The sequence below is a fragment of the Acinetobacter sp. YH01010 genome, assembly GCF_013420775.1.
GTDB classification, from domain to species: domain Bacteria; phylum Pseudomonadota; class Gammaproteobacteria; order Pseudomonadales; family Moraxellaceae; genus Acinetobacter; species Acinetobacter amyesii.
In genome coordinates this window covers 1-13,310 of sequence record NZ_VOYF01000017.1, presented here as the reverse complement: position 1 = coordinate 13,310, position 13,310 = coordinate 1, and the positions used below count along the sequence as shown (strand labels likewise).

Annotated in this window: 10 protein-coding genes, 2 tRNA genes and 1 pseudogene; 4 read left to right on the top strand and 9 right to left on the bottom strand. The window is 41.4% G+C overall.

Annotated features, from left to right (window positions below):
- Positions 1-89 precede the first annotated feature (89 nt).
- From FTT77_RS13810 to greB, 3 genes are all read right to left on the bottom strand, one after another.
- Positions 90-179, bottom strand: a tRNA-Ser gene (locus tag FTT77_RS13810).
- Positions 180-408: 229 nt separating this feature from the next.
- Positions 409-498, bottom strand: a tRNA-Ser gene (locus FTT77_RS13805).
- Positions 499-584: 86 nt separating this feature from the next.
- Positions 585-1,079, bottom strand: coding sequence for a transcription elongation factor GreB (gene greB / locus FTT77_RS13800; RefSeq protein ID WP_180008380.1), 495 nt, complete (start codon positions 1,077-1,079; stop codon positions 585-587).
- Between the two features lie 365 nt (positions 1,080-1,444).
- Between greB and FTT77_RS13795 the strand changes: the two genes are divergently transcribed.
- Positions 1,445-2,557: a transglycosylase SLT domain-containing protein gene (locus FTT77_RS13795; protein WP_180109442.1), complete on the top strand. Its 1,113-nt coding sequence runs from the start codon at positions 1,445-1,447 to the stop codon at positions 2,555-2,557.
- 76 nt (positions 2,558-2,633) lie between these two features.
- Here the strand turns inward: FTT77_RS13795 and FTT77_RS13790 are convergent, their stop codons facing one another.
- Both FTT77_RS13790 and ttcA read right to left on the bottom strand, forming a co-directional pair.
- Positions 2,634-3,017 carry an SCP2 sterol-binding domain-containing protein gene (locus tag FTT77_RS13790; protein ID WP_180008384.1) on the bottom strand — a complete coding sequence of 128 codons (384 nt, stop codon included), beginning with the start codon at positions 3,015-3,017 and terminating at the stop codon, positions 2,634-2,636.
- A gap of 222 nt (positions 3,018-3,239) precedes the next feature.
- Positions 3,240-4,169 (bottom strand): tRNA 2-thiocytidine(32) synthetase TtcA, encoded by a 930-nt coding sequence (ttcA, locus tag FTT77_RS13785; RefSeq protein ID WP_168378304.1) that lies wholly within the window; start codon positions 4,167-4,169, stop codon positions 3,240-3,242.
- A 500-nt stretch (positions 4,170-4,669) separates the two neighbouring features.
- On the opposite strand from ttcA, the gene FTT77_RS13780 reads away from it, so the two are divergent.
- Together FTT77_RS13780 and htpX are read left to right on the top strand one after the other, a co-directional pair.
- Complete coding sequence (locus FTT77_RS13780; RefSeq protein WP_180007505.1) at positions 4,670-5,533, top strand: lytic transglycosylase domain-containing protein; 864 nt, start codon at positions 4,670-4,672, stop codon at positions 5,531-5,533.
- Between the two features lie 133 nt (positions 5,534-5,666).
- Positions 5,667-6,572, top strand: a complete 906-nt coding sequence (gene htpX / locus FTT77_RS13775) for a protease HtpX (protein ID WP_078190437.1) — start codon at positions 5,667-5,669, stop codon at positions 6,570-6,572.
- Between the two features lie 149 nt (positions 6,573-6,721).
- Here the strand turns inward: htpX and FTT77_RS13770 are convergent, their stop codons facing one another.
- The 3 genes from FTT77_RS13770 to FTT77_RS13760 form a co-directional block, all read right to left on the bottom strand.
- Positions 6,722-7,312 carry a DUF4112 domain-containing protein gene (locus FTT77_RS13770; RefSeq protein ID WP_111883898.1) on the bottom strand — a complete coding sequence of 197 codons (591 nt, stop codon included), beginning with the start codon at positions 7,310-7,312 and terminating at the stop codon, positions 6,722-6,724.
- 80 nt (positions 7,313-7,392) lie between these two features.
- Positions 7,393-8,736 (bottom strand): magnesium transporter, encoded by a 1,344-nt coding sequence (mgtE, locus tag FTT77_RS13765; protein ID WP_180026672.1) that lies wholly within the window; start codon positions 8,734-8,736, stop codon positions 7,393-7,395.
- Positions 8,737-8,968: 232 nt separating this feature from the next.
- Positions 8,969-12,070, bottom strand: coding sequence for a multidrug efflux RND transporter permease subunit (locus FTT77_RS13760; RefSeq protein ID WP_180109441.1), 3,102 nt, complete (start codon positions 12,068-12,070; stop codon positions 8,969-8,971).
- Between the two features lie 425 nt (positions 12,071-12,495).
- On the opposite strand from FTT77_RS13760, the pseudogene FTT77_RS13755 reads away from it, so the two are divergent.
- Positions 12,496-13,035: pseudogene (locus tag FTT77_RS13755) on the top strand (glycerophosphodiester phosphodiesterase family protein); the annotation flags it as partial.
- 56 nt (positions 13,036-13,091) lie between these two features.
- Here the strand turns inward: FTT77_RS13755 and FTT77_RS17490 are convergent.
- A partial coding sequence (locus tag FTT77_RS17490) for a hypothetical protein (RefSeq protein ID WP_257234580.1) occupies positions 13,092-13,310 on the bottom strand: 219 nt, incomplete at its 5' end.

The window sequence follows — 13,310 nt, the reverse complement described above, 5'->3', positions numbered from 1 at the left end:
TGTATATCAGCTTCGCCTGTAGAAAAAAACTATTCAAAAAATTTAGGCAATAAAAAACCCCAATGTTTTACATTGGGGTTTTTTGAATATGGCGGAAGCGGTGAGATTCGAACTCACGGAGGACTCGCGCCCTCGTCGGTTTTCAAGACCGGTGCATTAAACCGCTCTGCCACGCTTCCATGGCCGCTATCATATAAATAAAAATTCAGCTTGGCAAATTATTTTGCTTTATTTTGAACACTTGGCGAATCGTTCATACAAAATTTAGGCGATTCGAAAATTTTGGATTAGGTCAGAAAAATTGAAGGTGAATAAATATGTATTAAATTGAGATCATAGCTAATTGCATTGCCTAAATTTACACATATAAAAAAACCCTGATGTTAAAAACATCAGGGTTTTTGAATTTGGCGGAAGCGGTGAGATTCGAACTCACGGAGGACTCGCGCCCTCGTCGGTTTTCAAGACCGGTGCATTAAACCGCTCTGCCACGCTTCCATGGCCGCCATCATATAAACAAAATTCAGCAATGGCAAATTATTTTGTAAAAAATACGTCTAATTGAACAAAATAAAAGCAGTTTGTTATTTTTCAGTACTTTCGCCCATTTCATAACGAATTGAATTGATATACCAACATTTTTTTCCCAATGGAGTTAGGACTTCGACCTCATCATCCACTTGCTTCGACAGGAGTGCTCGAGCCATAGGTGAATCAATTGAGATATGCTGCGGATGATGATCATAAATTTCATCTACCCCCACGATTCTTAGTGTTTTTTGTTCGCCGTCTTCATTTTCAATTTCGACCCACGCCCCAAAATAGACTTTCCCTTTTTGTTCGGGTGAATAATCGATAATACGAAGCTCTTCCAAACGTTTTCCCAAATAGCGTACACGTCGGTCAATTTTGCGTAACAATTGCTTATTATATTGATAATCCGCGTTTTCCGAACGGTCGCCAAGACTGGCCGCCCAGTTCACTTTTTTGGTAATTTCAGGTCGTTCTTCATGCCATAAATGTTGAAGTTCAGCGACCAATAAATCGTGTCCACCACGGGTAATTAAGTTAGATTTCATGATGATTTTTCGGCCTTGAGCAAGCGCTGATTTTTACAAAACATGCCTATTTTATCCTCCATTTCTACACAGGCAAAGTATATAAAATTTATTCGCAAACAAAATCAATTATTTATGTTACATATTTTAATATTTTTTCGTACAAAATTTGACAAGTATTTTTTTGCTTATTATTATGCGCACATCTTTCAGGCTTGTTTAATTTTTATCCAGTGTAGATTTTCTACATATTTCCCGAAAACCCCTAGTCATTTTTGAATGACGTCATGACTGCCCAACCCTTATTGAATTTATCAAACTTGAAAAAGTCTGAGGCGTGTTTGCCTTTGCTTTTTAGGGCATAAATTACTTGTAGCGGAGACAACATGCACAGTAGTTCAACTTCTGGGTCGAGGCTTTGCCTTAACTCTTTTAACTCTCTCCCATTTAAAGCGCTTGCACTTAGTACTGTCTTAATTCCTTTTCACAGTATTAATGCCAGCAAAACAGCTCATCAATATGATGCTGTCGTCAACAGTAATAAACTCACTGTTGTTGCCGTTGCCAATCCTGACATTGTTTTTCAGGATGGTAAACATCGACATGGTTTTGGTTACGACCTTGCACGTAACTATGCAGAAAGTTTAAATGTCCAATTAGATTTTAAAACAGTGAATGACAATGCCACTGCTTTAAAAATGGTTGCCAAAGGTCAAGCCAATTTTGCTATGACCACTGCCGAAATGAGTACCATTGAAGCCAAGCATTTGACGTCATTTTCAGCCAGTTGTGGTGATACCGTTTCTTTGAAAAAGAATGGTTTAAACAGCAACTTAAACTGGGTATTTAAAAATGCAGACGATCCACTCAGCCAAACCGCGAGTGGCTTTATTTGCCGTACCAAACAAAATGGCGCAATTGGACAGTTGGCATCATTCTACAACCGTAATGTGGTCAAACAAGATTCTTGGAATGTGATTCAACGTGATTTAAGTAAACGTATGCCGATCTATAAGGCAAGTTTTAAAAACACGGCCAAGCAATACGACCTAGACTGGCATTTATTGGCAGCAATTGGTTATCAAGAGTCTTACCTCAAACCTGACTCGGTATCCCCAACGGGTGTTCGTGGCATTATGATGCTGACCAACAGTACAGCAAAAGCCATGGGTGTGAGCAACCGTACAGATGCGACTCAAAGCATTCAAGGTGGTGCAAAGTACTATGACCAAATGTTAAACCGTTATAGTAACATTCCGTACCCTGATCGTAATTGGTATGCCTTAGTGGCTTATAACATGGGTCCTGGTGCTGTAAGTCAGATTCAAAAGCGCATCCAGTCTCAGGGTAAAAACCCGAATAAGTGGGTGAATTTATATGCTTATCTAGACCGTAACAAGGCCAGCAATGGTCGTTATCGTCAAGCTGTGCAATATGTCACGCGTATTCGTGCGTATTTGGAACATATTAAAACCACACCTCAACTTGTGAATATCTAATATGCGTCCACCTAACATTTACATGTGAGCGCACAAAAAAAAGCTTACCTTTAGGTAAGCTTTTTTCGTTTTAAACTTAAGCAGTTTGCTCAAGTACTTTTTTGAACAAATCTTTTTGCTCAGCACTTGGTTTTGCTGTTTGTAATGCCATCAATTGTGACATATCACCTTGTACTTTTATTTTGCCCGTCATAAACGCTTGCATCGCTGCAGCCATATCAAACTCAAGGAATACTTTACGTAAAGTTTCAGCATCCATGTTCAACGTTGTTTTCGCGTTTGAAGATAAACCTTTTTTAATTGCACCACCATCTAATGACAATTCAGTATTGCCTGCAGCGTCAGCAACCACAAGGTTAATTGCAAGATTAGCCAATGCAGGTGGTAAGTTTAAATCACCAGCTTGAGCTGTCAGAGTTTCTACAGTTGAAAACCAATCATCAGTTAAAAAAGCAGGCATGATCTTTCCTCAATTTATTTTGTTCGTGTGTGTTGCCGTTCCGGACAACATCAGTGCAAGCATATTTTGCTTGAGGCTTGTTATAGCATGATCATTTGCGAAAAGGCTAAAGTTTTTTGTACGCACCGTTCAATATTTAACTGTTTAACAACAAAATGAGAAAAATCATAAGCATAAAAAAGGCATTCCGTAGAATGCCTTTTGCGTGATGAAGTTTTCGGCTTAATCTGCCATAAAACCTAAGTTCACCATATTAATGCGTTTGCTTTCAGGCTCACCTTCTTCAGTTGAACAACTTTCGCTATTTTTGAAGTCAAATTCGCGTTGTTCATCCAAGGCTTCAAAGTCGAATAACTCACGGTCTGCCAGTTGTGAAGGCGATACATTTTGCAATGCGCCAAAAATACTGTGTAAACGTTTTGGAAATTCTTTATCCCAAGTACGCAGCATGTCATTTAGCATCGCACGTTGTAAGTTTTCCTGTGAACCACACAAGTTACATGGGATAATTGGGAACTTACGCATTTCTGCATACTTGATAATGTCTTTTTCTTCCACATAAGCCAGTGGACGAATCAAAATGTTCTTTTTATCAGAAGACAATAATTTCGGTGGCATGGCTTTTAAGCTACCGCCATGGAACAAGTTCAAGAAGAACGTCGCCAAAATATCATCACGATGATGACCTAAAGCCACTTTCGTCGCCCCAATTTCTTGAGCAAAGCCGTATAACGAACCACGACGTAAACGTGAGCATACTGCACAATACGTTTTACCTTCTGGGGTTAAACGTTTAGTAATGCTGTAGGTATCTTTTTCTAAGATGTAATACGGAATTTTGTTTTCTTCTAAATAACGTGGCAATACTTCTTCAGGGAAACCCGGTTGTTTTTGGTCAAGGTTGACCGCAACCACATCAAAATTAATCGGTGCAATACGCTTAAACTGCAACAAAATGTCGAGCAAGGTATAACTGTCTTTACCGCCTGAAATACAGACCATCACCTTGTCGCCCTCTTCGATCATTTTAAAATCACGAATGGCATGACCGACCTGACGGCGTAGCTTTTTCAATAAACGATAATACGCAGAGCTAGTTGGTAGTTCTGGTTTGAAATTAAATCCTTGTTCGGACTCAACTGGCGAGAACATAGACGAGTTAAACCTAAAAAAAAATACCGCGCAATTTTATCCGATTCGCAGACTTCTCGCATCAAAAGAATGTAATTTCCGAAAAAAGTAAAAATACTGTCATGATCACGTCATCCTCAGCGCATTATTTTATACGGTCGAGTTCATTTTTTAGGCGAAACGCTTATCTTTTGGACTTTTCCACAGTTGTCCACAAAAGCTGTGGATAACTTTGTGGATTTTAAATGACTTGACAAGGTGAGCTGCCCTTATTTTAAGGCTTCTATTTAAATTGATCATTTTTTGATCAATTTATTATCCCTTACTTATCAATGCTTTAGATGTGTCAAGTTATGCTCATTAAAAAAAAATAAATATTTTTTTTGATTATTGAATCATCAAAATGACTTGATTTTTACAAAGTAAAGAAGAAATCAGCCCTCGAAGCCTTTTCATCTGATTTTTTTTTGATAAACTCTATTTTAACTGTTTGGGGACAGAATTTTTTTCTTCACAATAAAATGAAAAACAATACTTGGACTTTGGGGCTGTTATTAAGTGGAAGTGTGGCTATCAGTTTAGCTGCACCGAGCATTTTTGCCGGCCAAACGATCTATCAATTACGTGAAAGTAACGGCACAACGCTACTAACCAATAAACAAGGCCGCTATAGCAATCTGAAAGTCGAGAAAAAAACCTACTATCCGGACAGTAATATCCATAGTTATAGTAACTGGGGCTCAAATGAAGCGTCTGTGTTACCAAGTTATAGCCGTAATAAAAATGCCTTTGACAATATTATTAAACAAGCCGCGGCCCAGCATGGTGTATCCGAAGGTCTAATCAAAGCGGTGATGCATACCGAATCAGGTTTTAACACCAATGCACGCTCGCCTGTCGGTGCGCAAGGTTTAATGCAACTCATGCCTGCTACTGCACGTCGCTTCAATGTATCAAATGCCTATGATCCACATCAGAACATTATGGCTGGTGCGCGCTATTTATCTTGGCTGCTGAAACGTTTTAATGGTAACACCTCACTTGCCTTAGCAGGTTATAACGCAGGTGAAGGCAATGTCGCAAAATATGGTGGCATCCCTCCTTTTCGTGAAACTCAAGACTATGTCCGCCGTGTCACTAGCCGCTACAGCAACCTATATGCTGGTAGTTTAAGTGTCTCGGGTTCGAGTAGTTCAAATAGCACTTCAAATAGTGGTCGGATTATTGCCAGTTCGGACAATTATCATGCCGCTGCCCCTACTGTAGCCAAGTCTCCAGCACGTCAAATTATTCAAACGGACAATGGTAGTTTTACCGATGCACCTTCAGGTTCATTTGCGACAGCAAATGCTTCTGCCTCAGCGCGCATTTATTTCAATGAATAAAATCACTGATTTTGTAAAATTGCATCTGTTTTACTAATTTTTCCTTGAAATTTTAAGACTTTCACCTCATATTGAGTTTAATGATTTTTATTTGTAAATCAGATCATTTTTCTATAATAAGAGGATTTACCCAATGATGCGGATTGGTTTGTTCTTGCTGACCAACCTCGCGGTACTGGTTGTAGCTGGCATAATCTTGTCACTCTTCGGTGTCGGTAGTTACCACGGTGCAGGCGGCTTAAACTTAGGCAACTTGCTCGTTATCTGTTTTGTGTTCGGTATGGTGGGTTCGATGATCTCACTATTCATGTCAAAATGGATGGCGAAAAAAACCACGGGTACAGAGCTGATTGACCCTAATGCACCACGTAGCCAAGCTGAAGCATGGTTACTCAACGAAGTTGCGCAACTGGCACAACGTTCTGGTATCAAAATGCCAGAAGTGGGTATTTTCCCATCGTACCAGTCTAATGCCTTTGCAACAGGCTGGAACAAAAATGATGCTTTAGTGGCGGTTTCTACCGGTCTATTGGAGCGTATGAACAAAGATGAACTGCGTGCCGTACTCGCTCACGAAATTGGTCACGTAGCCAATGGTGACATGGTGACCCTTGCTTTGGTGCAAGGTGTAGTCAACGCCTTTGTCATGTTCTTTGCACGTGTAGCAGGTGACTTTATCGACCGTAATGTCTTCGGTCGTGAAGATGGTGAAGCACCGGGTATCGCATATTTCGTCATTACGATTGTATTAGATATTGTCTTTGGTATCGCAGCGTCTGCCATTGTGATGTGGTTCTCTCGCTACCGTGAATACCGTGCCGATGAAGCTGGTGCGCGTCTAGCAGGTAAACAAGCGATGATTTCTGCCCTATTACGTTTACAAGCAGAATCTGAAATGCCAGATCAAATGCCAAAAGAAATGAAAGCCTTTGCTATTTCTGCGGGTCAAGAACAAGGTTTCAGCTTAGCTGCATTGTTCCAAACACACCCAACGATTGAACAACGTGTTGCGGCTTTACAACAATTAGATTGCCCATAATTCAGCATCTGATGTAAGTCGTAAAAAAGCCTCCCTATGGAGGCTTTTTTATTGAGTCTAATTTTTCTCAGAGCGTTTACCGTTTTATCAATCACTTTTCAGTTGAATAGCCTTTCATTGATCGCGCTCAAGCAACAGTGCATTTCTCTCTACAATACCCCATTGGCCTTTAACCATTGCCAAAGCAATGAACCACCCATATAAATTGCAAAGATAAAGACTAATAAGAAAATCATCCCGAGTATATCTGGGATATGGATCCATATCCATGCAACCACAGGGTTGCGCCAAAAAGCAGATTGCTGTTGTTTCTGTTCTAATTTTTCATGTAAAAACGGATGTACCACATGTTGATCTGTACTGATTTGATATTCTTCACGAATGTGCGTATGTACAACATCTAAAGCTTTACGGCTCGGTCGAATAAACACATCAAAGATCGTCCCTGCAACAGGAATAAACCCCACGACAGCATCTATAACTGCGAGTTTCATCACACCATTTAATTTGGCTTGTGGTACGCCAATCTGTTTGGCTTTATAGACGGCATAACAGGTCAAGACAAATCCTGCGATATCACCAGCTACGGGAATGGTACTCAACGCTGCGTCCGCACCTACCCCTTGTCGAGTAAATGGAATCCGAACCACGGAGTCCATCATATTGGCAAACTTTGCGAGATCGCGTTCAAGACGAATGACTTCTTGCTTTGACATTTTTTGTTTTAATGGTTCAGTCATGTTTTATCCAATAAAAACCGTGTAAATCACTGAGATTAAAACATATTAGAAGTCTTCAATCTGTAGCAAAATGCTAATCTCTATAAATTGAGCAATTGTGAAGCAATCATCAAATACACCACCACGCCTGTCGCATCACAAATCGAGGTCACCAAGGGTGCAGATGCACTTGCAGGATCGAGCTTCAACTTATTGAGTACAAAGGGCAAACTCATGCCAATTAAACAACCGAGCAATACGATACCCATCATACTTAAAGCCAAGACCAAAGCGACGGTTGCATCACCACGGTAGTAGCCTAAAATCGATACAGCAATGGCCATGGTTCCACCGAGGCAAAGCGCGACGAGCGTCTCCCGACCCAATAAATAAAACCAATCACGAATTTTTACATCCCCAGTGGCAAGCGCTCGCACCATTAAGGTTGCAGACTGTGAACCTGCATTGCCTCCACTTCCGACCAATAAGGGTAAGAAAAAAACCAAGACGATATGTGCGGCAATGATGTCTTCATAATATGAAATGCCTAATCCGGACAATAAGCTGCCAAAGACCAATGTCACCAACCAGAACACCCGCTTTTGATACAACTTTAAAATCGGTGCTTTATTAATGCTCATACCTGGTTCGGTACTCACCGCACTGGCTTTTAAAAAGTCTTCAGTGGTTTCAGCCTGTACCACATCCATCGCATCATCATAGGTGACAATCCCCATCAAACGCTGGGCATGATCCACAATCGGCAAGGCCATAAAATCATATTCTGCCAATTTTCGCGCAATGCTTTCTTGATCTTCATCTATCCAGCCGGTCACCACATCTTTGGTCATCACCTGTTGAATCCGTGCATCACGATCGGCCTGCAAAATTTGCCGCAGTGAAATCACCCCTTCTAATTGAGACTGATCATTGGTGACATAAATTAAATACAGGGTTTCACGGTCATGCGGTTCATGGCGTAAGGCCTCTATAGCTTGTTGCATGGTAAAGTCAGCAGGCATACTGACATAGTCTGAACTCATGATTGCACCTGCAGACTCTTCTGCATATGCAGATAACGCCTTTAGATGCTCTTGGGTATCTTGATCAAGTTGTTGATAAATCCGATCTTGTTCTGCATCAGTTAAACTTTTATATAAGTCCGTTGCATCATCAGAATGCATATCATCAAATAGTTCAATTTGTAGACGCAGTGGATAACGTGAAATCAGCTGTCGCTGTGACTCAAAAGGGAAAAACTCAAATACCAAGCCTTGATGGTCTAAACCTGAAAGTAACTCGATTTGATCTTCGATTGGAAATTGCTGAATTAAACGAGCCTGATCAGCGTAGTTCAGAGGCTGTAAAGCGAAAACTGCTGCTGCATAATTTTGTTGTTGCAGCAAAGCGGAAATTTCACGCTGTCTTTGTATTAAATCCGCCATTCAACTCACTCTTATTTTAATCTTTCTATGTAGAGCACATTTTGAAGGATAAACTAAAGAGTTTCAAATCTCTTCAATATGTTCTCGGTGAACGTTGTTTGCGAAAATTCTCTGTGAACATTCCCTGTCGAAAGTTTGGTGACATAAATTTGGCGACATAAAAAGCCACCGCGATGTACTCAAGCTTTCACGGTGGCTTTTACTAGAGCTATACACTGTGCGTGAATTATTTCTAAGTTTCAGACACCGGTTTGATTTTAAAAATAGAGCGGACCATCACATACATAAACGGAATAAAAATCAGCACCAAGACCGTACCGAATATTACCCCACCGAGTACGCTTACCCCAATCTCTTGACGACTGGCTGCACCTGCGCCAAAAGCAAGAACTAAAGGAACCACCCCTGCACCAAAAGCCAAAGAGGTCATCAAAATAGGACGTAAACGTAGTGCTGCGCCTTCCATTGCAGCCTCGATTACATGTTTGCCTTTTTCTTGTGCCATCGCTGCAAACTCTACAAGCAAGATCGCATTTTTACAGGACAGACCGATGGTCGTCAGCAAGGCAATTTGGAAATAGATGTCATTTGGAAAACCGGTCATGTAGCTAAACAAAATATTACCGCCTATCCCGAGTGGAATCGCACTCATGACTGCGGTCGGAATGCTCCAACTTTCATATAGGGCGGCAAGACAGAGGAAAATAAATCCAATCGAGACCAAATATAGCCAAATCGCTTGATGACTTGATTTTTGCTCTTCAAAAGATAAACCACTCCATGCCACATCCACGCCAGGCACCTGATCGACTAAAGCTTTAACATCCTGCATGGCTTGGCCACTTGAGACATTTTTGGCTGTATCCGCTTCCATTTGTAATGCGGTGTATCCCATAAAGCGATTGACGACTTCAGGGCCGCCACTCCAGCCAATGGTTGAAAAATTACTAAATGGAATCATTTCATTTTGGTCATTACGTACATGCCAATAAGCCAAATCTTCTGGTTTAGAACGGAATTCGGCATCTGCCTGCATCATGACGCGTTTAATACGTCCACGGTCAATGAAATCGTTAATATAACTCCCGCCCCATGCACTACTCATGGTGCTATTAATCGCATTTTGCGTTAAACCCATAGCCATCGCTTGTTTTTGATCAATATCAACTTTCAGTTCAGCTTTGTCTGGGTTAGAGCGTTTGTCTAAATTTTCGAAACTACTGAATTGTGCGGATTTCTCTTGCAGGCTTTTAAATTGCTCATCGAGATAAGCACGACCCTCACCATTCATATCTCGCAGCCAAAACTCCAGACCATCGGTTTGCCCAAGACCGCTGACTGAAGACGGCATGCTGACATTGATTTGTGCATTGTTGAACTTTTTAAAATGTTTCATAGCACGTTCACGAATCGCTTGCGCTGAATTGTATTGTCCTGAACGTTCATCCCAATGCTTCAGTGCAATAAAGCCTTGCCCTAAGTTTTGACCCGTACCAGAAAAATTTCGTCCATAACGAATCATCACCAAATCAATATTTTGCTTTTCTTCAGTCAAAAAGTACTGCCGAATTTGTTCACCGATCTCACGACTTTTCGACATCGGTGCACCTTCTTGTAATTTAAGTTGCACACTCAAAATGCCCTGGTCTTCACTAGGAATAAAACTGGTCGGCAAAGCACGATAAAACAAAGCAAATACCGTAATGAGCCCCGCAAACAAAACCACCGTCCATAAGCGATAACGAACCGTGGCTTGTGCAAGTGCTAGATATTTGGTTTTTAAAGTCTCTAATTTGGTGTTAAACCAAATCGCCCAGCGCTGTGGTTTCGGATTGGGTTTTAAAATTAAGGCACATAATGCAGGGGTTAAAATCAGCGCAACCATCAGTGACAAGCCCATTGCAGCCACGAGTGTGATGGAAAATTGTCTATAGATCACGCCCGTTGAGCCACCAAAGAACGCCATGGGAATAAATACAGCGGTCAATACCAAAGTAATCCCGATTAATGCCCCGCTAATTTCATGCATCGACTCGATGGCCGCTTGTTTTGCTGTTAACTGTTGTTCATGCATTAAACGTTCGACGTTTTCCACCACAACAATCGCATCATCGACCAACAGACCGATGGCCAGTACCAATGCAAACAATGTGAGCGTATTAATGGTCATGCCCAAAGCATATAAAATCGCTAAAGTCCCAAGAATCACCACAGGCACCGTAATCGCAGGTATCAGCGTTGCTCGCCAATTTTGTAAGAAGATAAACATCACCAAAACCACCAGTAAAACGGCTTCGAATAACGTTTTCACCACTTCTTTAATCGATTCTTGTACAAATGGCGTGTTATCCCGTGGATAAACGATTTTATAACCGGCAGGTAATTGCTTCGCTAACTGTTCAATTTCTTGCTTAATTAAGGCTGAGGTTTCAAGTGCATTTGCCCCAGATGCCAATGAGATCCCCATCCCTGAAGATGGATAACCATTAATGGTATTCACCCCTGAATAATTTTCCGCACCCAATTCAACACGTGCAACATCTTTTAAATAGACAAAACTGCCGTCTCGTGCAGATTTGACAATAATATTTTCAAATTCTTCAACTGACTTTAAACGTGAACCTGAAGTGACTTTTGCATTGAGATATTGATCCGATAAACTCGGCAATTCACCTACGGCGCCGGCGGCCACCTGCGTATTTTGTGATTCAACAGCCGCACGGATATCACTGGGCATAAGGCTATATTGCTTTAGCTTCAGTGGGTTGAGCCAAATGCGCATGGCAAATTGCGAACCAAAAACATCGACTTCACCGATGCCCTCAATTCGAGCAATGTCCTGTTCTAGATGCGTCATCATATAGTCACCAAGTTCGATATTCGAACTCTTGCCAGTCTCATCATAGAGGCCGATAACCATATGGGTATCACCCAAAGATTTATAGACATTTACCCCTTGGCGCTGCACATCTTCGGGCAGCCGATTGATTACCCCATTTATGGCATTTTGTACTTGTACTTGAGCGGTATCTGGGTCAGTACCATTTTCAAAACTGATACTGATCCGGCTTCGACCTGAAGAGTCGCTGCTTGAACTAAAATATAAAAGATGATCAATTCCTTTAATTTGTAGCTCAAGAACTTGTGTGACACTTTCCTCGACTGTTTCTGCTGACGCACCACTATAACTTGCGCTGACCGTAATTCGTGGTGGCGCAATATCTGGATAGCGCTCTACGGGTAAATTGAGGACAGCAAATAGCCCGAGCGCCATGACGATGATCGCCAATACGCCTGCAAAAATTGGTCGATAAATAAAAAACTTAGACAGCATCAGTCCATGTCACTTTTCAATTAATGAAATAAAAAATGTAGATTGAATTTTTTCAAAAAATCTTATTGATAATCAATCACAATGAGCTTGATTACAAGCCTAGACTACATAAAAACCTTGCTTCGAGCGAAATATGTAGAAAATATGGAGAGCCTCCACTTCAGCTATTTTAGTAAATTTATGTGACAAAACCGCCTCTGTCATGAAGTCTTAGCCACTGCCCTGCAATGTATGCCTGCAACATCATTCATTTATATAAAAAGATGCAGAGGCAGCCATGCAAAAACAATTAACAAAGCAGTTGAATATAGCGATAACAAGTAAAGTGAAATCCTCATGGAGCGTGTCTTCACTGCTCCTATTTAGCGTTTTCGGTTTATCTGCATGTAATTCGGATGACGATAAAACCCATGTCACCAAGCCCCCTGTTTTGCACGCTTGCCAAATATAGTTATACACGTGATATCGCGCCTGTATATTTACAGTCCTTTGAAACCACCAATCTGAAGTACTTACGTGATCAACTCACGCAAAAGAAAACCCTCAAACATGGCAAAATTATTCAATTATTAGATAGCCCAACTGCCATACCGGGTGACTTACAGCAACAAAGCTCACCTCAAAATTATGCAAGTTTAGCCACTGCAGAAGGCCTAAAATCAGTGGCAAAATATGCAGATGGTGTAGGTCCAAGTAAAACCTATATTTTTTCAAACACTGAATTTAAACAAACCACTTTTGTCAAAGATGCCCATGCTGCTGGTTTGAAAGTCCATCCTTATACGCTCAGACCTGAAAATGGTTTTTTACCTGACTATTTAAAATGTAGCTCTGTGGCGACAGAACGCTGTGATACGGGGGCGGCCAAAGAATTTGAAAACTTCTATAAAGCTGGTGTAGATGGTGTATTTGCAGATGATCCGGGACTGGCGCGTAAAACCTTAACACAACTGCAAAAGCCCTAATTTTCCTAAAATGAAAAAAGACGCCAAGGCGTCTTTTTTATTGTTAAACGGAAATCTTAAAGTGGGTTTGCCAAATATTCTGCGGCTGACTGCGTTGCCACTGGCTGAGGTGCTGGAGCTGTCGGAGCTGTCGGAGCTGTCGGAGCTGTCGGAGCTGTCGGAGCTGTCGGAGCTGTCGGAGCTGTCGGAGCTGTCGGAGCTGTCGGAGCTGTCGGAGCTGTCGGAGCTGTCGGAGCTGTCGGAGCTGTCGGAGCTGTCGGAGCTGTCGGAGCGGT